The organism is Staphylococcus sp. HMSC62A08, assembly GCF_001839105.1.
In the GTDB taxonomy this organism is placed as follows: domain Bacteria; phylum Bacillota; class Bacilli; order Staphylococcales; family Staphylococcaceae; genus Staphylococcus; species Staphylococcus caprae.
Genome location: NZ_KV840031.1, coordinates 104,275 through 125,714, shown reverse-complemented (window position 1 = coordinate 125,714; position 21,440 = coordinate 104,275). Strand labels below are relative to the sequence as shown.

General features: G+C 34.9%; 16 protein-coding genes, 1 other RNA gene and 1 pseudogene. 2 read left to right on the top strand and 16 right to left on the bottom strand.

Annotated elements, in window-relative coordinates; all coding sequences use genetic code 11:
• Window positions 1-8: 8 nt before the first annotated feature.
• The 5 genes from alaS to HMPREF3264_RS04295 form a co-directional block, all read right to left on the bottom strand.
• Complete coding sequence (gene alaS, locus HMPREF3264_RS04315) at window positions 9-2,639, bottom strand: alanine--tRNA ligase (protein WP_070872043.1); 2,631 nt, start codon at window positions 2,637-2,639, stop codon at window positions 9-11.
• A gap of 348 nt (window positions 2,640-2,987) precedes the next feature.
• Window positions 2,988-5,438, bottom strand: a complete 2,451-nt coding sequence (locus HMPREF3264_RS04310; protein ID WP_070872041.1) for an SF1B family DNA helicase RecD2 — start codon at window positions 5,436-5,438, stop codon at window positions 2,988-2,990.
• A gap of 1 nt (window position 5,439) precedes the next feature.
• Window positions 5,440-6,111 carry a tetratricopeptide repeat protein gene (locus HMPREF3264_RS04305; protein WP_070872039.1) on the bottom strand — a complete coding sequence of 224 codons (672 nt, stop codon included), beginning with the start codon at window positions 6,109-6,111 and terminating at the stop codon, window positions 5,440-5,442.
• 96 nt (window positions 6,112-6,207) lie between these two features.
• Complete coding sequence (gene mnmA, locus HMPREF3264_RS04300) at window positions 6,208-7,326, bottom strand: tRNA 2-thiouridine(34) synthase MnmA (protein ID WP_070872037.1); 1,119 nt, start codon at window positions 7,324-7,326, stop codon at window positions 6,208-6,210.
• Entirely contained in the window at window positions 7,326-8,468 is a 1,143-nt protein-coding gene (locus tag HMPREF3264_RS04295) for a cysteine desulfurase family protein (protein WP_070872035.1), read from the bottom strand. Before HMPREF3264_RS04295 ends, mnmA begins: the two co-directional genes overlap by 1 nt.
• Window positions 8,469-8,726: 258 nt before the next feature.
• On the opposite strand from HMPREF3264_RS04295, the gene HMPREF3264_RS04290 reads away from it, so the two are divergent.
• Window positions 8,727-9,722 (top strand): LLM class flavin-dependent oxidoreductase, encoded by a 996-nt coding sequence (locus tag HMPREF3264_RS04290; RefSeq protein ID WP_070872032.1) that lies wholly within the window; start codon window positions 8,727-8,729, stop codon window positions 9,720-9,722.
• A 60-nt stretch (window positions 9,723-9,782) separates the two neighbouring features.
• On the opposite strand, the gene HMPREF3264_RS12605 is transcribed toward HMPREF3264_RS04290, so the two are convergent.
• The 3 genes from HMPREF3264_RS12605 to cymR form a co-directional block, all read right to left on the bottom strand.
• A complete protein-coding gene (locus tag HMPREF3264_RS12605; protein WP_002443232.1) occupies window positions 9,783-9,926 on the bottom strand; it encodes an SAS049 family protein in 144 nt (47 codons plus the stop codon).
• Window positions 9,927-9,956: 30 nt separating this feature from the next.
• Window positions 9,957-10,139: a CsbD family protein gene (locus HMPREF3264_RS04285; RefSeq protein WP_070830997.1), complete on the bottom strand. Its 183-nt coding sequence runs from the start codon at window positions 10,137-10,139 to the stop codon at window positions 9,957-9,959.
• Between the two features lie 136 nt (window positions 10,140-10,275).
• Window positions 10,276-10,698 carry a cysteine metabolism transcriptional regulator CymR gene (gene cymR / locus HMPREF3264_RS04280; protein WP_070872031.1) on the bottom strand — a complete coding sequence of 141 codons (423 nt, stop codon included), beginning with the start codon at window positions 10,696-10,698 and terminating at the stop codon, window positions 10,276-10,278.
• An 85-nt stretch (window positions 10,699-10,783) separates the two neighbouring features.
• Here cymR and HMPREF3264_RS04275 point away from each other — a divergent pair, with 85 nt between their 5' ends.
• Complete coding sequence (locus HMPREF3264_RS04275; RefSeq protein WP_002443239.1) at window positions 10,784-12,052, top strand: replication-associated recombination protein A; 1,269 nt, start codon at window positions 10,784-10,786, stop codon at window positions 12,050-12,052.
• A 111-nt stretch (window positions 12,053-12,163) separates the two neighbouring features.
• On the opposite strand, the gene HMPREF3264_RS04270 is transcribed toward HMPREF3264_RS04275, so the two are convergent.
• The 8 genes and pseudogenes from HMPREF3264_RS04270 to HMPREF3264_RS04235 form a co-directional block, all read right to left on the bottom strand.
• Window positions 12,164-12,937: a tRNA threonylcarbamoyladenosine dehydratase gene (locus tag HMPREF3264_RS04270; RefSeq protein WP_002443242.1), complete on the bottom strand. Its 774-nt coding sequence runs from the start codon at window positions 12,935-12,937 to the stop codon at window positions 12,164-12,166.
• A 109-nt stretch (window positions 12,938-13,046) separates the two neighbouring features.
• Window positions 13,047-13,237: non-coding RNA, 6S RNA (ssrS, locus tag HMPREF3264_RS04265), on the bottom strand.
• 154 nt (window positions 13,238-13,391) lie between these two features.
• Window positions 13,392-15,157, bottom strand: a pseudogene (gene aspS / locus HMPREF3264_RS04260) (aspartate--tRNA ligase).
• 15 nt (window positions 15,158-15,172) lie between these two features.
• Window positions 15,173-16,435, bottom strand: a complete 1,263-nt coding sequence (gene hisS / locus HMPREF3264_RS04255) for a histidine--tRNA ligase (protein WP_070872029.1) — start codon at window positions 16,433-16,435, stop codon at window positions 15,173-15,175.
• 390 nt (window positions 16,436-16,825) lie between these two features.
• A complete protein-coding gene (locus tag HMPREF3264_RS04250; RefSeq protein ID WP_044466737.1) occupies window positions 16,826-17,701 on the bottom strand; it encodes an N-acetylmuramoyl-L-alanine amidase family protein in 876 nt (291 codons plus the stop codon).
• Window positions 17,698-18,150 carry a D-aminoacyl-tRNA deacylase gene (gene dtd, locus HMPREF3264_RS04245; RefSeq protein WP_070872028.1) on the bottom strand — a complete coding sequence of 151 codons (453 nt, stop codon included), beginning with the start codon at window positions 18,148-18,150 and terminating at the stop codon, window positions 17,698-17,700. Before dtd ends, HMPREF3264_RS04250 begins: the two co-directional genes overlap by 4 nt.
• A gap of 13 nt (window positions 18,151-18,163) precedes the next feature.
• Entirely contained in the window at window positions 18,164-20,353 is a 2,190-nt protein-coding gene (locus tag HMPREF3264_RS04240; RefSeq protein WP_037541489.1) for a RelA/SpoT family protein, read from the bottom strand.
• 559 nt (window positions 20,354-20,912) lie between these two features.
• A complete protein-coding gene (locus HMPREF3264_RS04235) occupies window positions 20,913-21,431 on the bottom strand; it encodes an adenine phosphoribosyltransferase (RefSeq protein ID WP_002443255.1) in 519 nt (172 codons plus the stop codon).
• Between the last annotated feature and the right edge of the window lie 9 nt (window positions 21,432-21,440).

The following is a 21,440-nucleotide window of genomic DNA, read 5'->3' as shown; positions in this document are numbered from 1 at the left end:
AAATTAAGTTATAGATTTTTAATATAATCTTTAATAAAGCGTAATGCTTCTGTTATCTTCTCAGGTTGAGTGCCGCCACCTTGAGCCATATCAGGGCGGCCGCCACCTTTTCCTCCTACTATTGGTGCCATATTTTTAATTAAGTCGCCAGCTTTAACTTGATCAGTTAATGACTTAGGCACAGTTGCGATGATTGACACTTTACCATCAACATTACTTGCTAATACGATAATCGCATCTTGTAATTTAGATTTGAAATCATCCATCGTTGAGCGAATTGCTTTTGCATTAGGAACGTCTACTTCAGTTGCTAACACTTTTAAATCATTGATAGTTTCTACTTGGTCCTCGATATTACCCATTTTAAGAGAAGTAATTTCTTTATTACGTTGTTCTAGTTGTTTTAGTAAGTTCTTCTCTTCTTCTTGTAACTGAGTAATCTTGCCAACAACTTGATCATCTGATTTAACTTTAACATTATTTTTAATTGTATTGAATTTAGATTGTATGTCTTCAAGGTATAAGAATGCTGATTTGCCAGTAAGTGCTTCAATACGTCTTACGCCTGCGCCAGTACCAGACTCACTTACTATTTTGAAAAGGCCTATTTCAGAGGTATTGTTTACATGTATACCTCCACATAATTCAATTGAAAATGGTGCCATGTTAACTACACGTACGATGTCGCCATATTTTTCTCCAAATAAAGCCATTGCACCCATTGATTTCGCTTCATCAATGCCCATTTCTTGTATGCGCACATCTATGCCTCTCCAAATTTCTTCATTCACTCTTCGTTCAACTTGATCAATTTCTTCTTGAGACATTGGACCAAAGTGTGAAAAGTCAAAACGTAATCGGTCAGCTTCTACTAATGAACCTGCTTGGTTGACATGATCTCCTAATACTTCTTTCAATGCTTGATGTAATAAGTGTGTGGCACTATGGTTCTTCTGAATAGCGCGACGTTCATCTTTATTGACACTTGCATCTACTTCTGCGCCAACTGTAGCTTGTCCAAATTGTACTGTACCTTTGTGAAGATTTTGTCCATTAGGTGCTTTAGTCACTTCAGTAACTGCAATTTCAAAATTCTCATTTCCAACCGTACCTTCATCAGCAACTTGACCACCGCTTACCGCATAGAACGGCGTTTCTTTTAAAATAAAATAAACTGTTTCACCCGCTTCAGCTGATTCAACTTCTTCACCATTGTAATTGAGATGTGTGATAGTTGATTGATAATCAGTTGTTTCGTATCCGACGAATGTACTGTCATCTGTAATGTTTTTAAGCACTTCACTTTGAATTTGCATTGATTGAGAATTTTGACGTGCTTGTCTTGCACGATCTCTTTGTTGTTGCATTTCATTTTCAAATGTAGCCATATCAACAGTTAATCCTTCTTGAGTGGCTAATTCTTCAGTTAATTCAACTGGGAAGCCATACGTATCATATAATTTGAAAGCATCTTCACCTTTAATCTCATGATTATCTTTCTTAGCTTTCTCGATGAATTGATTTAAAATCGCTAAGCCTTCTTCAAGCGTTTCATGGAATCGTTCTTCCTCAGATTTAATTACGCGTTTAATGAAATCCGCTTTTTCTTTTACATTTGGATAATATGGTTCCATAATCTCAGCTACAATATCTACGAGTTTATACATGAATGGTTCATTAATACCTAATGACTGGCTAAATCTTACGGCACGACGTAATAAACGACGTAATACGTAACCTCGACCTTCATTTGCAGGTAATGCACCATCTGCAATCGCAAAGGCAATCGTTCTAATATGATCAGCGATTACTTTAAATGCAACATCTTGTTCATCGACTTCTAAGTATTTTTTACCTGAAATGTTTTCTACTTCGTTAATGATCGGCATAAATAGGTCAGTTTCGTAATTTGTTCTTACATTTTGTGAGATTGAAGCCATACGTTCTAATCCCATGCCGGTATCAATATTTTTATTTGGAAGTGGTGTATACGTATGATCTTTATTATGGTTAAATTCACTAAATACTAAATTCCATACTTCTAAATATCTTTCGTTTTCTCCGCCTGGATACATCTCTTCTTCTGGATCGTTTTGACCATAAGCTTCGCCACGATCATAGAAGATTTCAGTATTCGGTCCTGAAGGTCCTTCACCTATATCCCAGAAGTTCCCTTCAATTCGAATAATACGACTTTCTTCTAATCCGATATCTTCATTCCAAATTTTATATGCACCTGTATCTTCAGGATGAATCGTTACATATAATTTTTCAGGTTCCATACCCATCCATTTATCACTAGTTAAGAATTCCCATGCAAATTCTATCGCTTCTTGTTTAAAGTAATCTCCAATTGAGAAGTTCCCTAACATTTCAAAGAAAGTATGGTGACGTGCTGTGAAACCTACATTTTCAATGTCATTCGTACGAATTGCTTTTTGAGAATTGACGATTCTTGGTTTTCTTGGAGTTTCACGTCCATCAAAGTATTTCTTTAAGGTTGCCACACCTGAATTAATCCATAGTAATGAATCATCATCAATAGGTACTAATGGTGCAGAAGGTTCGACCATGTGACCTTTTTCAACGAAGAAATCTAAATATTTTTGTCTAATTTCACTTGCTTTTAAATTTTTCATTTAAAAAACACTCCCTTTTGGAATTTAGTATTTTGAAAAATAAAAGTATCAATTCAAAACGTAAATGTAGTACATCAATGAAAATAAAAACGTTCATCCACAAAGGGACGAACGTTCTCGCGGTACCACCCTAGTTATAAGGAATTTCGACAACATCAATCACTTAATAAAATGATGTGTATAATCGAATTACTTATCACTTATAGTTACGTATTCAAACTAACATAAAGTAGCGTTCAGTAACTTAGATTGCACTTCTCACCAACCAGTGCATCTCTATCAATCTCAAAGTCACTTACTCATCTCTATGTGAACTTAAGTATATTTTATTTATTTTCGTTAAGAATGTCAACGCTCTGCAAAGTCGTAAGGTGTCATTTCTCCCATATTTATCATAGGGTCTATTTTAAATATCGTCGATTCACTTAATATTATATCTTTTTGAGATTCATCTATGATCGCTTGTTCTTGTTCGTCCAACGTTTCATTGTTGATGGTTTTATTTTCAGTAGTTAAAATGTCAGCTGATTCATTATCAACTTGATGATTACCAAAATAAGAGGTAAGCAAGCCATTTAATTGTGTTAAACGTTCTTGGCCTTTCGTGTTCAAGCCAATTTCAAATGCTTGGGGATCACCCAGTAACACAAGTGATTGCTTGGCACGCGTCAAACCTGTGTATAGAATTGGACGCTGTAACATTCGGAAATATTGTTTAACAATAGGCATAATAACAATTGGGAATTCAGAACCTTGCGATTTATGAATAGATGTACAATATGCGTGCGTTAATTCTAGCAAATCTTGTCGTGTGAACGTAATTTCGTTTCCTTCAAAATCCACGACTAAGACATCTTTATTTAGAGCATTCTCTTTTGCCCAGAAAATGCCTACAATTACACCTATATCTCCGTTGAAAATATTATCGTTCGGTCGATTCACTAATTGAAGTACTTTATCGCCTTTTCTAAAAACAACATCACCAAATTCAATTTCACGACTATCATCCTTTTTAGGATTTAAAATCGATTGTAATACTTGGTTAAGGCGTTTAATACCAGCATTCCCTTTATACATTGGCGCAAGGACTTGGATATCACTCATATTATAACCTTTACTCACTGCACTCTGAACGACTTTATCTACGACATCAGGTATCTGGTCAGAGGTGCAATTAATAAAACTACGGTCGTGAAACCGTTGGGTAATATCAATGGGCTCACCCATCTTCATACGATGGGCTAAATCAATAATACTTGAGCCATCTTGTTGACGGTATACCTCTGTTAAATTGACACGGGGGATTGTTTTAGAATCAATAAGATCTTTGAATACTTGCCCAGGACCAACTGAAGGAAGCTGATCTTCATCTCCAACAAATATGATTTGTGCATCTAATGGAACTGCGCTTAAAAATTGATGGAAAAGCCACGTATCAACCATAGACATTTCATCTATAATGATTAATCGTGCATTAATTTCATTGTCTAAAATATCTTCAGGTTGTGTCTCTTGATTCCATCCAATAAGTCTATGAATCGTCATCGCTTCAAGACCTGTCGATTCTTGAAGTCGTTTGGACGCACGTCCGGTTGGAGCAGCTAATACCACAGGGTAATCGTCTTCATTATAATCGTCATAATCTAAGGATAAACCATGAATTTCTGCATAGAGTTCAACAATCCCTTTGATAACAGTCGTTTTACCGGTACCTGGACCACCCGTTAGAAGCATTACTTTCGAATTCATTGCTGTTTCAAGTGCTTCTTTTTGTGATGCGGCATAATTGACTTTATTGTACGATTCTATTTCTCCAATATGCATTTGGAGATCAGATTGTTCGATTTCTTTTAATTTTGTTGTGTTTGTCTTAATTCGATATAAATTTTGGACACTTTTCAGTTCGGAATAATATAAGCTTGGTATGGATACTTGTTGATCACTCAGAATTAATTTTTTCTCTTCAGAAAGTTGCAATATCATTTCTTCAAGTGTTTCTCTAGCTATAGTTACATCAGTACTATCGTTTAACATCTCTTGTGTCGTATCAATGACATATGAATTAGGAAGATAAGTGTGCCCCTGTTTGATACATTCTTCTTCAAGTATATATAACAAACCCGCTTTCAAACGTTCAGGTGAATTTGCAGCAATACCAATATTACGTGCAAGTTGGTCAGCTTTATTAAACCCGATTCCTTTAATATCATAAACGAGTTGATAAGGATTTTCGTCCAAAATTTTAAGCGTATCACTCATATAGAATTGATAGATTGCCATCGACAGTTTTGGGCCAAAACCTAAATCATGTAATCGAATCATAATTTTCTCAGATTCTTGATTTGCACTAATTTGTTCAGCAATTTGCTGTTGCTTTTTCTTAGGCAAACTCGGCACCTTTTGCAAAATTTCAGGATGATTTAATATATCATTAATTGCGTTCTCTCCTAGTGCATTAACGATATTCTGTGCCGTTTTTTTACCTATGCCTTTAAATAAATCACTAGATAAATAACTCACAATGGCATCTTTTGTTTGAGGCAATTCCTTTTCAAAGGTTTCAGCTTTTAATTGTTTACCATACCGTGGATGCTCTACAACTTGCCCTTTAAAGGTGTACACGTCTCCTTCAACTACATTTGGAAGAAACCCTACAACTGTTGGCATACTATCAAATGATTCATTTGTTTCAATAGTGTCTACTTTAAGAACTGTATAGAAGTTATCATTATTTTGAAATAATATAGCATCTACTGTGCCTTTGATCATTGAATAATCAAATAGTGTAGGGTCAGACATGTTACTCCTCCTCTTTCATTGTTTTAAAGGTTTTTAATGCGTGTTGACTTAATAAATGTTGGTCATCAATGGCAACGGCTTGTTCAAAATAAGCAATTGCTTCATCTATATCTTCATTCTTCATATAACTTGCTAAGCCAAGATTATAAATGGCGTCAACATGTTTAGCATCGATATTTAACACGTGTTTCAATTGGTTAATTGCTTGGTCGAACATTTCAAGATGACATAAAGTTAAGCCAAATTGGAATTGAATTTCCGCGTCATTATTTTCATCTTTCTCTGCTGCTGTCATTAAGAAAGGTAACGCCTCTTTAAAGGCTTCTAATTGATTAAATGACATACCAATCATGTAATTACAATCTACTACTGTCGTTACGTTATTCTTCAGTGCTGTTTGATATAATTTAATCGCTTCTTTATAGCGTCCTTCATTGTAATACACATTAGCTAGGTTATAATAGACAGCTCCATTTGACGGATCAATCGTTATTGCCTTTTGGAAGAATCGTTCTGCTTTTTCTATTTCTCCTGCGTCTGATAAGACAATTCCTGCATTAATATAATTTTCAACCGCATCAGGATTTTCTTCGATATTTTCAAATAATGCTTTTAAAGCATCCTCAAGCTGTCCATTCTTTATGTATTGATAAATTGTATTCTGCTCATGCATTCTCCGTACCTCATTTCTAAATGATTATAACATGTTTTAAAATGAAAAACCGTTAACCCAAAGATAAAAATCTTGTGAATTAACGGTATTCATACTTTAAACTACATAACTTAATTGACCTTCATTCTTATATACATCATCGATAGTTGCGCCACCTAAACAAACTTCTCCATTATAAAATACGACTGCTTGTCCTGGTGTGATTGCACGTACAGGTTGATCAAATGTAACGCGTATTGAATTTTCATTTTCACGTTGCACAAACACTTTCGTGTCCTTTTGACGATAACGGAATTTCGCAGTACATTCGAATCCTTGTTCTAAATTAATTTCGTCTTCATTAACAAATGAATAATCTGATGCTACAAGATAATCACTATATAACGCATCATGATGGAATCCTTGTTCAACATAAAGCACATTGTCATCTAAGTTTTTACCAACAACAAACCACGGATCGCCGTCACCGCCAATACCTAGTCCATGACGTTGTCCAATGGTATAGTACATTAAACCACTATGTTGCCCCATCTTTTTACCATCTAGCGTTACCATATCTCCTGATTGCGCAGGTAAATATTGAGATAAGAATTCTTTAAAGTTTCTTTCTCCTATGAAACAAATACCCGTAGAATCTTTCTTTTTAGCTGTTGCTAAATCTTGTTCTTCAGCAATTCGACGTACTTCACTTTTTTCAATATCACCAATTGGGAACATAACTTTGGATAGTTGTTCTTGAGACAATTGATTCAAGAAATAAGTTTGATCTTTATTATTATCTACGCCTCGCAACATTTCAACATGTCCATCTTCGTGACGACGAATGCGTGCATAATGGCCTGTTGCTACATAATCAGCGCCTAATTTCAATGCATGTTCTAGGAATGCTTTGAATTTAATTTCTTTATTACACATCACATCTGGATTTGGTGTTCGACCTTTTTTATATTCATCTAAGAAATATGTGAAGACTTTATCCCAATATTCTTCTTCAAAATTAACAGCATAATAAGGTATGCCAATTTGGTTACATACAGCGATGACATCGTTGTAATCTTCAGTTGCAGTACATACACCATTTTCGTCTGTGTCGTCCCAATTCTTCATGAAAATTCCAATAACATCGTAACCTTGTTCTTTTAAAAGATAGGCCGTTACTGAGCTATCAACGCCACCTGACATACCGACAACTACTCGTATATCTTCATTAGACACTATGATTCCTCCTTAAATTTATGATAAATTTTATGAATTTCAGCTACTATATATTTAATTTGTTGTTCAGTCATTTCTTCATTAAAGCTAAATCTCACAGAATGTTTCGCACGTTCTTCATCTTCGAACATTGCAGCAAGTACATGTGATGGTGTTGTTGACCCAGCTGTACATGCAGAACCAGAAGAGACATAAACATTTGCTAAATCTAGTAATGTTAACATTGTTTCCACATCTATAAATGGGAAATAGAGATTTAAAATATGCCCTGTTGAATCTGTCATTGAACCATTCAATTCGAATGGAATGGCACGTTCTTGTAAACTCACTAAGAATAATTCCTTTAGATTCATCAAATGAACATTGTTCGCATCTCGATTCTCCACGGCTAATTCTAAAGCTTTAGTAAGGCCTACAATTTGAGGTACATTTTCTGTACCTGCGCGACGTTTAGTCTCTTGTTCTCCGCCTAACTGATTAAATTCTATTGGCGTGTTTTCTTTAACTAGTAAGATACCGGCACCTTTAGGTCCACCAAATTTATGACCTGTGATACTCATAGTGTCTATTTTAAAGTCATGAAAGTCTATATCTAAATGTCCGATTGCTTGCACTGCGTCAACATGGATTAACGCATTAGAATCGGCAATAATATCTTCAATATCATACATATTTTGTACTGTTCCAATTTCATTATTTACAAACATAATAGACACTAAAATCGTTTTATCAGTAATCGTATCGCGTAATTGATCTAAATCAACAGCCCCTGTATCATCAACATCTAAATACGTTACGTCATAACCTTCACGTTCAAGTTGTTCAAATACATGTAACACAGAATGATGTTCAATTTTAGAAGTAATGATATGATTTCCTAACTGTTCATTGGCTTTAACTAATCCTTTGATTGCAGTATTATTTGATTCCGTTGCGCCACTTGTAAAAATCACTTCACTCGGTTTAGCACCTACTAATTGCGCGACTTTACGACGCGACTGGTCTAGATATTTTCTAGCATCTCTACCTATTAAGTGAATAGAAGATGGATTACCATAATGATTCTTATAAATTTCCATCATTGCATCAACGACTTCAGGTTTCACTGGTGTGGTCGCGGCATAATCTGCATAAACTTCCATGTATAGACACTCCTCGTCAATTTATCAATGTTCCTATAATAGCACCAATCATTGCTTTTTTCTACCATTCTGTTTTTGTAAGTATGGTTATAATTTAGAATTATTTTAACATTTATTTAGGTATCTTTTCGATGTATGATTCTTTGCTAAATTCATTTTTGAAAATAATCATTATCTATGCATGAGCATATAAATATTGTGATTAAGATCTGACTGTTATACTTCAATTATTAAAATGACATGAAAGGAAGCTAAAAAATGAAAGATATTAAATTATCAGCTTTAAATCTTGTACCAATTAGAGAAGGTCAAAATGATCAAGATGCAATCAATGATATGGTTAATTTAGCGCAAGGTTTAGATGATTTAGGGTATGAACGCTATTGGATTGCTGAACATCATAATGCACCAAACTTAGTTAGCTCCGCTACAGCGTTACTGATTCAACATACTTTAGAACATACTAAAAATATTAAAGTTGGTTCTGGAGGAATTATGCTTCCTAACCATGCCCCACTAATTGTAGCTGAACAATTTGGTACGATGGAGACAATGTTCCCTCGTCGTGTCGATTTAGGATTAGGACGTGCGCCTGGTACGGATATGATGACTGCAAGCGCATTGAGACGAGATCAACATCATGGTGTATATCAATTTCCAGAAGAAGTAGAACAATTAGAGAAATATTTCGGACCTGGCAACCAACAAGCGTATGTACGAGCGTATCCAGCAGTTGGTAAGAACGTTCCTCTTTATATATTAGGTTCATCAACAGATTCTGCTCATCTAGCTGCGCGAAAAGGTTTACCTTATGTATTTGCTGGACACTTCGCCCCTCAACAAATGAAAGAAGCCATTCAAATCTACAAAGAATTATTTGAACCGTCTGATGTTTTAAGTGAGCCTTATGTGATTGTTTGTTTAAACGTCATCGTTTCAGATACAGATGAACATGCAGAATACTTAGCAAGTACAATGGCACAAATTATGGTAAGTATTACTCGAGGAAGAATGCAAGCGGTCCAACCACCTACTGATGATTTAAAAGGATTACTTACGCCGAGAGAATATGAGTTAGCTCAACAACGTTTTGCTGGTTCACTCATAGGTTCAGAAACATCTGTGAAAGAACAGCTTGAAAACTTTATTAGTGAATATGGAGAAATAGATGAATTGATGGCTATTAGTTATATATATGACCAAGATAAGCAATTAGAATCATATCAACGTTTGCAAAATGCTTTAAAATCATAATTATGTATATAAAAAAGGAAGGGCGTTTGCCCTTCCTTTTTGTATTAATGATTAAGTGACTTATTTGTCGTCTTTATCTTCTTTGTCGTCGTTGTCTCCGCCACCAGTATATTCATTAATTTTATCTTTAGCTTTGTTCACTTGCTCGTTATCGCTATCCTTAAATTTTTCTGCTGCTTCTTTTGCTTTATCCATGAAACTCATAAATAATAGCTCCTTTCGAATTTTGAAAAATTATTTTTTTAAATTATCAATGAAGTCATTGGCTTTATCTTTGGCATTTTCAACGAATTCTTTCGCTTTGCCAGAAGTTTTATCCTCTTGACCTTCACTTTCAAGTTCTTCGTTGTTGGTAGCATTTCCGATTGTCTCTTTGATGTTACCTTTAGCTTGTTCAAATTTACTTTCATCTGCCATATTAACTACCTCCTCGATGTATTATTTGTAATACCACTTGAAAAAGAAGATAAACATATGAAAATAAATTTTTTAAAATTAAAGGATATCGTAATAAAATTAATATCAATACACTGAAACGAAACTGATGAAACCTTTAGATATAGAACATATATCCATCTAAATCTTCATCAGTTTCTTTATAGTCAGCAAGATATTTTAAAGTTGTGTTATCTAAAACATCTCTTACAGCATCTCTCATTCTTAACCATAATTGTTTCTGTGCAGGTGGCTCAGATTCAATACTTTCTACAAATGTGATTGGACCTTCAAGTAAGCGAATAATGTCGCCTGCTGTGATTTCTTCAGCTGGTACTCTAAGTTGATAACCACCTTTAGCACCACGCACACTTCGAATTAATCCAGCATTTCTTAAAGGGCCGACTAATTGTTCAAGATATAAATCACTTAATTTATTTTCTTCAGCAATAGACTTCAAAGATACACAATCTTGACCTTCTCTTTTCGCAAGAGAAATCATAAGTGTTAGTCCATATCTCCCTTTTGTTGATATTTTCATTGTATAACCTCACTTAATTCGAATTATATATATTCCCATTCTATCATTTTTTGCGTTAAGATAATATTAGAAAGGTGTGACAAATGTGAGTACAGAACCTTTAGCGTCTCGAATGAGACCTATGAATATAGATGAAATTATTTCTCAACAGCATCTTGTTGGGCCAAAAGGCATTATTAGAAGGATGGTTGATACTAAACGATTATCATCAATGATATTTTATGGACCACCTGGAATTGGAAAAACGAGTATAGCCAAAGCGATATCTGGAAGTACTCAATTCAAATTTAGACAACTTAATGCTGTTACAAATACAAAAAAAGACATGCAAATGGTTGTCGAAGAAGCAAAAATGTCAGGACAGGTCATTCTACTCCTTGATGAAATTCATCGTTTAGATAAAGCTAAACAAGATTTTCTTTTACCTCACTTAGAAAATGGCAAAATTGTATTGATTGGTGCGACAACCTCTAATCCTTATCATGCAATTAATCCAGCTATACGTTCTCGGGCACAAATTTTTGAACTCTATCCATTAGATGATCATGACGTGAGAATTGCACTTGATCGTGCGATTGATGATAGTGACCGTGGACTCAAAAGCTATCATCCAGTTGTAGATGAAGATGCTATGGAATACTTTTCAACTCAAAGCCAAGGCGATGTTAGAAGTGCTTTGAATGCATTAGAACTAGCTGTACTTAGTGCTGATGAAGAAAATAATCAACGACATATCACTTTAGATGATGCTAAAGATTGTTTACAAAAAGGCGCATTCGTTAGCGATAAAGATGGAGATATGCACTATGATGTGATGAGTGCCTTTCAAAAATCTATTAGAGGAAGCGATGTTAATGCAGCTTTACACTATTTAGCACGATTAATTGAAGCTGGCGACTTACCTACAATTGTAAGACGTTTATTAGTGATTAGTTATGAAGATGTAGGACTCGCATCACCTAGTGCAGGACAACGTACCTTAGCAGCAATTCAATCTGCAGAACGATTAGGTTTCCCGGAGGCACGAATTCCTCTAAGTCAAGCTGTCATCGAGCTTTGTCTATCACCTAAATCAAATTCAGGCATTACTGCGATTGATAGCGCTCTGAGTGATATACGAAAAGGTTTAGTCGGTCAAATACCAGACTATTTGAAAGATGGTCATTATTCTGGTGCTAAAGAATTGGGAAGAGCCATTGGTTATAAGTATCCTCATAATTATGAAAATGGCCACGTCGTGCAACAATATTTACCGGATAAGCTAAAAAATAGAATTTATTATGAACCTAAAACCACGTCAAAAAGTGAACAGCAATTTAAAGCTGTTTATGAAAATTTATTGAACAAAAAATAAGAGTTAGCTTTATTTCACATAAAAGATATTCTGATTTAAGTGATTGTATCTGTTTAACAGTACTTATTTCGGAATATCTGTTTTGAAAGTTAAAGCTAACTCATTTTATATTTATTGCCCTTTATCTTTAATACGTCTCACAGGAATATCTTTAAGAATGTCATTAATGACATAACTCGCACAGATAAGCCCTACAACACTTGGCACAAACGCATTAGAAGATGGTGGTATTTGTCCTTTTCTATTGATTGCATTTTTATCCCCGACTGTTTCTTTAACGTCTTCACGTATAACGATAGGACTCTCATCTGAAAAGACAACCTTAACACCTTTACGAATACCTTGTCGTTTTAAACGATTTCTAATCACTTTAGCCATTGGATCTGTGTGTGTCTTAGAGATATCAGCAATTTCAAAACGCGTCGGATCTGTTTTATTAGCGGCACCCATACTTGAAATCATATTAATACCACGTTCTAGGCATTCTTTCATTAAATGTACTTTATAAATAATTGTATCACTTGCATCAATAAAGTAATCAATATCGTAATTATTAAAGATTTCTTCGTACGTTTCTTCTGTATAAAACATATGTAATGGTGTGACTTTACATTCTGGATTGATCAATTTGATACGTTCTTCCATCAACGTCACTTTACTTTGACCAATCGTTGTAGTTAATGCATGAATTTGTCTGTTTACATTTGTGATATCTACATCATCTTTATCGATGAGTATAATATGACCAATATTAGTTCTTGCAAGTGCTTCAGCGGCAAAAGACCCCACGCCGCCTACTCCTAAGACAGCTACTGTTTTATTTCTTAATAAGTCCAAACCTTCTTGACCAATTGCCAATTCATTTCTGGAAAATTGATGTTTCATTGTTTACTCCTTTATAAAACTTAACTTTATTATGAGCTCATTTTATTATGTATATGGTTCATTGTAAAAATTCACATAAAAATACGCAAGACCGAAGTCTTGCGTACCGATAGAGTCCGTAGGTGCCGTAGTTGTAAAAAGCTTGATCATTCGGCCTGCTATATACAGGTGGGTGCCCTGTTTCTCGTTTTGCAAGTCCTCCTATAGAGGCGTGTGCGCTGCGAGAAAACCTATTGGGCTCCCTGATCAAAGAGTGTTAGGCCCAAATAAAAAGCAAACTTACGAACACCACAGATGACTATCTTATGAAAATATCATACCACAAAATCGTGGATAAAGATATTTTTTAAACTTATACTATCTGACATTTCTTAGCGAAATGTTTTTGGTGGGGCCCCTTGTCCCGACTTCCATGGCCGGAAACTTTTCTTTCGAAAAGTTCTATGTCGGGGCCCTAGTGTCTGATTCTTAGTGATAGTTCTTGGAGTTGTTTGTCTGAGACTTGGCCTGGTGCGTCTGTGAGTAGGCATGTTGCTGATGCTGTTTTAGGGAATGCGATTGTGTCTCTTAGGTTTGTTCTGTTTGTGAGTAGCATCACAAGTCTATCTAATCCTAGTGCAATACCGCCATGTGGTGGTGCACCATATTTAAATGCATCAAGTAAGAAACCGAATTGTTCTTGTGCTTGTTCAGCTGAAAAGCCTAAGACTTCAAACATTTTTTGTTGTAATTCACCATCGTGAATTCTGATTGAACCGCCTCCAAGCTCATAACCGTTTAATACAATATCATAAGCATTTGCTTGAGCATTTTCAGGTTCTGAATCTAACTTAGCTATATCCTCTTGTTTAGGTGATGTGAATGGATGGTGAGCAGCAACATAACGTTTCGCATCTTCATCATATTCAAGAAGTGGCCAATCTGTAACCCATAAGAAGTTTAATTTAGATTCATCAATAAGTCCTAGTTCTTTAGCAAGTTTGATACGTAATGCGCCTAAACTTTGCGCAACTACACTTGGTTTGTCAGCAACAAACATCACTAAGTCACCTGGTTTAGCACCTGTAAGTTCTTTAAGTGTTTCAACGTTTGCATCTTCGAAGAAACGAGCAATTGGACCACTTAATCCATCTTCAACGACTTTAACCCACGCTAAACCTTTAGCACCGTAGATATTAACGAATTCAGTTAGTGCATCCATGTCTTTACGTGTATATTTGTCAGCAGCGTCTTCAGCTACAATTGCCTTAATTTCGCCGTCATTTTCGACAGTATCTTTAAAGACTTTGAAATCCATGTCTTTACCTAATTGAGATACGTTGATAAGTTCCATATCAAACGTGTATCAGGTTTATCTGAACCATAACGATCCATTGCTTCAGCATATGTCATACGTGGAAACGGAGCTGGAACATCAATGCCTTTAACGTCCTTAACCACTTTACGTAACATTTCTTCGCCCATTGAAATGACATCTTCTTGATCAACAAAGCTCATTTCAATATCAACTTGTGTAAATTCAGGTTGGCGGTCTGCACGTAAATCTTCATCACGGAAACATTTAACAATTTGATAATATTTATCGAATCCACTAATCATTAAGAGTTGTTTAAACAATTGTGGTGATTGTGGTAATGCGTAAAATTCACCTTCATGTACACGAGATGGTACGAGATAATCACGTGCGCCTTCAGGTGTAGATTTAGTTAATACTGGTGTTTCAATATCGAAGAAGCCATTGTCATCTAAGTATTGACGTATTGAACGTGTTGTTTGATGTCTCATTTTGAAAGTTTGCGCTAATTCTTGACGACGTAAATCTAAGTATCTATATTTTAAACGGATATTTTCATCTACATTCACGTTTTCTTCGTTAATTGCAAATGGTGGTGTCTCTGATTTGTTAATAATTTCAATATTTGAAACTTGTACTTCGACTTGTCCTGTTTTAATTTTAGGGTTAACCGTTTCAGCGTCACGTTTTGTAACAACACCTTCAACTTCAACTACATATTCAGAACGTACAGTTTCTGCAACTTTTAAAGCTTCTTCTGAAAAGTCTGGATTAAAAACAATTTGAACAATACCTTCACGGTCTCTTAAATCTACGAAAATCAAACCACCTAGGTCACGTCGATTGTGTACCCAACCTTTTAAAGTAACCTTTTCATTTAATAATTCTTCTGTGACTAAACCACAATATGTTGTTCTCTTACTCAAAGTAATACTCCCTTTCTACTCTTTAAAATAGTCAACTAATTGATCTAATTGTACTTTTTCTGACTCACCAGAAGCCATATGCTTAATATCAATAGAATTGTTTTCAAGCTCTTGATCACCAATCACTATCGTGTACTTCGCATTCAATCTATCTGCTTGTTTCATTTGGCCCTTAATTTTTCTATTAAGATAATCTTTATCGGCTTTCACACCGTTCTTACGTAATTCATTTAATAATTTAACCGCATAACGATCAGCTTCTTCACCCATCGTTACGATAAATAAATCGAATTCTGATTCAATATCTAATTCGATGTCTTCCTCTTCAAGTGCAAGTAATAGACGTTCGATACTCAATGCAAAACCTATTCCAGTTTCACTTGGTCCATCTAACAATTGTAAGAGGCCATTATAACGTCCGCCTCCACAAAGTGTCGTAATCGCACCATCGTAATTTGGATTATCCATCATTACTTCGAAAGCTGTATGCGTATAATAATCTAGTCCACGCACTAAATTAGGATCTTCTACATAAGGAATGTTCAAGTCATCTAAGTGTTGTTTAACTTGTTCAAAGTAAGCTTTAGAATCATCATTAAGATAATCAGTGATGCGAGGTGCATTCTTAATTGCTTCTTTATCTCTATCAACTTTACAATCTAAAATTCTCATTGGATTAGTGTGTAAGCGTGATTGACAGTCTGAACAGAATGTATCTATGACTGGCTCAAAGTGCTCAATTAATGCTTCGTTGTATTCTTTACGAGATTCGCTATCCCCAATACTATTAATAACAAGCTTTAAGTGTTTCAATCCGAATGATTGATAAATGTGCATAACCATTGCTAACACTTCGGCATCTATAGATGGGTTTTCTGCACCAATTGCTTCTACGCCAAATTGATTAAATTGACGATAACGTCCCTTTTGTTTGCGTTCATATCTAAACATCGGCCCATTATAATACAATTTAACTGGCTGATTCGGTTGCCCTTGCATTTTATGTTCGATATATGAACGAACGACTGCAGCCGTACCTTCTGGACGTAACGTTAAACTTCGGTCACCTTTATCTTGGAATGTGTACATTTCTTTTTGTACAACATCTGTTGAATCACCAACACCTCTAGCGAATAGTTCAGTACTTTCAAATATAGGTGTTCGAATTTCTTTATAATTGTATATTTCCATGAGTTCGTCTAATTTATTCTCAATGTAACGCCATTTTACAGAATCTTCTGGTAGGATATCTTGCGTACCTCTTGGAATCTTTATCATATCGTCCTCTCCTTTGTCGCTAATAATCATTGAATAGGTCTGTGTTACGACTAAGATGATAACTTTCCATTATTTTTAAAAATAAAAAACCCTTGCATAGTTAAAAACTATACAAGGGACGTATTAACCGTGTTGCCACCCTAATTGATCAAACGCTAGAATCGCGTTGACCCACTCAAAACGCTTAACGTGCGTCACCCGACATTAGTTTCCTAAAGTACCTCTTCTTGTGTTCAAAGATTTAAACTACTCAGTACAATCTTTCAGCCACGGATTGTATTTCTGCGCAATGATATGCTACCAATTTCATTTAAACTTTCAAGAATATTAATGGTTTTATTTATAAAGTTCATCAATAATGATAACGAGTTTTATTTTAATTTGCAAGTTCTATGATGAGAAATATTGCTTAAGTCCATCTACTACAGCTCGTTCCACGACCTGTCTATGTAGTTGATCATTAATCATTGCTTCATCAGTAGGATTACTTATATATCCGAGTTCTAATAGTACAGCTGGTACATCAGTTTGTCGAAGAACTTGATAATTTTGTTGTCGCGCGCCTCTATTAGTAAGTAAGGCTTTTTTCTGGATATTAGAATTTAAAGTTTGAGCGAGCGATTCTTGATTATCTTGTAACCAATAAACGGTTGCACCATTGGCATTAGAGGAATCTAAAGAGTCATTATGTATGCTAATAAATGCATCACCTTTAATATTTCTATCATCAAGGGATACATATTTATCTGAGGTACGCGTCATTTTGACTTTGGCACCTTCTTTAACTAATAATTTTTTGAGTTCTTTCGCAGTTTTTAATGTGTAATTTTTCTCTAAACTTTTAGTAGGGGTATTACTTGATGCGCCCTGGTCACTACCACCATGACCAGGATCAAGTACAATTGTTTTACCTTTGAGAGGATTAGAAGCATTTGAATTATCGGCTTGAATATTCAAATTCGTATGCCAGCCGGCAACCCAGCCTTTTTCAGTTCCAGCACGATTTTGAACCTCAATCCATTTACCTTTTTTATCAACTTTTTTGAAGCTGTCGCCTTTTTCTATTTTATAAATCACAGGGTATGCAGCATTAGGCCCTGTTCTTAATTCGGCATTTTCAGTAATCGTAATTTGACCCGAATCCTCATCACTATGATTAAGAAACATAAATAGTAAGATAAGGAATAGAATAAACGCTATAACTACAACAAGTGTAAGTCGATTTTTTAGACCGTGACGCGTTAACCATTCATCTATCTTCTTCATAGAATTTTTCCATCCTGAGCTTCATAAATAATGGTAACTGGCCCATCATTATTAATTTCTACATTCATATGTGTGCCAAATTCACCTGTTTTCACTGTTAAACCATAAGATTCTAATTCCTCATTCAATTTTTCATATAGTTGCTTTGCTTCGTCAGGACTTTTAGAATTTGAAAATCCAGGGCGATTACCTTTCTTTACATCAGCATACAAAGTAAATTGTGATACTGATAAAATTTCACCTTCAACTTGTTGAATATTGAGATTTAATTTGTCATTTTCGTCCTCAAATAATCGAGCATTAGCAATTTTTTTAGCAATCATTTTGGCATCTTCTTCAGTAGAGTCTTTACCTACTCCCACGAGTAGACAATATCCTTTTTCAATTTCATTATCGGTCGCATTATTTGTTACTCTTGCATGTTTAACTCTTTGTACAATTATCTTCATTTCTTTTGCACCTCTAGTTCCAAACTCTCGATACTGTATATACGTCACCTAGTTGTTTAATTTTCTCAACGACGCGAAAAACATCGTTCACATTTTTTACCATCACACTAATGTTTATCACAGCATTTTTATCTACGTCAGAACGACCTGAAACTTTGATTAAACTTCCTGCTGTTGAATTTACAGCTTGCAATACTTCATTAAGTAACCCATTTCTATCATATGCGGTCACTTCTAAATCAACTTGATAACGTTGAGTTGAATCCTTTGATTTAACCCATTCTACAGAGATTAATCGATCTGTCTCATTCTTTATATTTGGACAATCTGTACGATGAACTTTAATACCATGACCTTTGGTGATATATCCTACAATATCATCACCAGGTATAGGATTACAACATTTTGACAACTTGATAAGTACGTTTTCTAATCCTTCTACATAAACACCACTATCGGTAATGATATCTTCTTTAATAGGCACAGATTTTGTGACTTCTTGAGCTTCATTTAAAGCTTTCTGTTTATCAAGAATTCTCTGTCTTTCAGTAAGTTTATTAACGATTTGTGCAGACGTTACACCACCAAAACCTACTGCTGCGAATAAATCTTCATCATTTGCAAAATGGTATTTATCATTTACAACTTCTAAATTCTTTTCGGTTAAAACATCTTCGACACGGAAACCTTGTTCTTTAATTTCTGCCTCGACCATGAATTTACCTTTTTCAATATTTGAAGATCGATCTTGTTTTTTAAAGAAACTTTTGATTTTACTCTTAGCACTTGATGATTTAACAATTTTCAACCAATCTCTGCTCGGGCCATAAGAGTGTTTACTTGTGCGAATTTCTATAATATCCCCTGTTTGAAGTACATAATCAATAGGCACAATCTTGCCATTAACCTTAGCGCCAATCATTTTATTGCCTACCTCACTATGAATAGCATAAGCAAAGTCAATCGGTACTGCACCATAAGGTAATTCAATCACATCACTTGCTGGCGTAAAGGCATAAACTTTGTCACTTTGTAAATCATACTTTAATGACTCCATAAACTCTTGTGCATCAGTAGTCGTATGATCTGTTTCGGCTAATTCTTTTAACCAATTTAATTTGTTTTGGAAGTCTTGCGTCTTCTCGTTAACTGTTTTACCTTCTTTGTAAGCCCAGTGTGCTGCCACACCGTGTTCAGCAATTTCATGCATTTCGTAGGTTCTAATTTGTATTTCGAGAGGATCTCCATTTGGTCCAACGACAGTAGTATGAAGGGATTGGTACATATTTTGTTTAGGCATAGCAATGTAGTCTTTAAAGCGACCTGGCATTGGTTTCCATAAAGTATGAACAAGTCCAAGTATGGCGTAGCAATCATTTATCGAATTCACAATAACGCGAATGGCTAACAAATCAAATATTTGGTCAAATTGTTTTTTCTGTTTCATCATTTTGCGATAAATACTATAAATGTGTTTAGGTCTACCACTTATTTCTCCAGAAAGTTTCATTTTATCCATTTCTGCTTCGATTTTGCTGATTGCATTAGCAATATAAGCTTCTCGTTCACTTCGCTTTTTCTTCATTAAGTTAACGATGCGGAAATATTGAACGCTATCGATATATCTAAGTGCCGTATCTTCAAGTTCCCATTTAATTGTGTTAATCCCTAATCTATGTGCGAGTGGCGCATAGATTTCAAGTGTTTCTTTTGAAATTCTAACTTGTTTCTCTCTCGGCATCGCTTTTAAAGTTCTCATATTATGAAGTCTGTCCGCTAATTTGACTAATATAACTCGAACATCTTTAGCGATAGCGATAAATAATTTACGATGATTTTCAGCTTGTTGTTCTTCTTTAGAACGGTACTTCACCTTTTTAAGTTTAGTTACGCCATCTACAATTCTAGCGACTTCTTCGTTAAACATGCTTTTTACATCTTCAAATGTATAAGGAGTATCTTCTATTACATCATGTAAGAAGCCTGCTACAATGGTAGGTCCATCAAGTCTCATTTCAGTTAATATCCCTGCAACTTGAATAGGATGCATGATATAAGGTAAACCATTTTTTCGAAACTGGCCTTGATGGGCTTCGTAAGCAATATGATAACTTTTCAGCACATACTCATATTCGCTTGCCGATAAATATGATTTTGCTTTATGAAGAACCTCATCCGCACTGTATGGATATTCGTTGTTCAATATAAGACACCCCACTCAAATTTATTACTTTTAAATTCCTTATGTTTACAGAGGCTGAGACATAATTAATTGTCTCAGCTTTCCTTAACATATTGGCAGTAGATGTCTGAATTGAAAGTGCGCTTATATCAAGCTTCTTTCAATCCTAGCCATCCTTGCCGGGGTGGGACAACGAAAATAATTTTGCTAAATTATATTTCTGTCCCACTCCCTTGTTTGTTTTAATTGAATTTATTTCGCGAAAATTTAAATCTTTTATATTTGTAAAATTCTGATTACAGAAAATTTATACCCTTGTTATATCAATATATAATTACTTATATTTAATTTACTCTATATTATCCCCTAACTTAAATAAGGTAGCTCGCTTTTATCTAAATAATAGTTCTATGATACTACAATTTTTTAAATAAATAAACGTTGTTGAACCAGAAGTAATACATCATCCTTGATTTAGTAGCAATGATACGTTGGTGATTTCGATTTTTCAAAATAAAAAAGTTATACCTTGTATTAACTGCATATTAACACAAGATATAACTAAAATTATGACTTTATTCTATTCATCATAAGAAATAAGGCTCATGACGTCGTAATCTTTAATTTTTTCAATACCATGGAGATATTTTAATTCAATAATAAATGCGATACCAACGACAATTCCGCCTAACTTCTCTACAAGTTTAATCGCCGCTTCAATTGTACCTCCAGTAGCGAGTAAGTCATCAGTGATTAACACGCGTTGACCTGGTTTAATCGCATCCTTATGCATCGTTAAAATATTAGTGCCATATTCTAAACTATATTCGTAACGGATAACTTCTCGAGGTAGCTTACCTTCTTTACGAACAGGAGCAAATCCAATGCCCATTGAATAAGCAACAGGACATCCAATAATAAATCCTCTAGCTTCCGGTCCAACAACCACGTCTACTTCTTTTTCTCTCGCATATTCAACGATTTGGTCAGTCGCATATCCATATGCTTTACCATTATCCATAATCGTTGTAATATCTTTAAAGCTCACACCCGGTTTTGGCCAATCTTCAACTTCTGAAACATATTGTTTTAAATCCATTAAATTTCC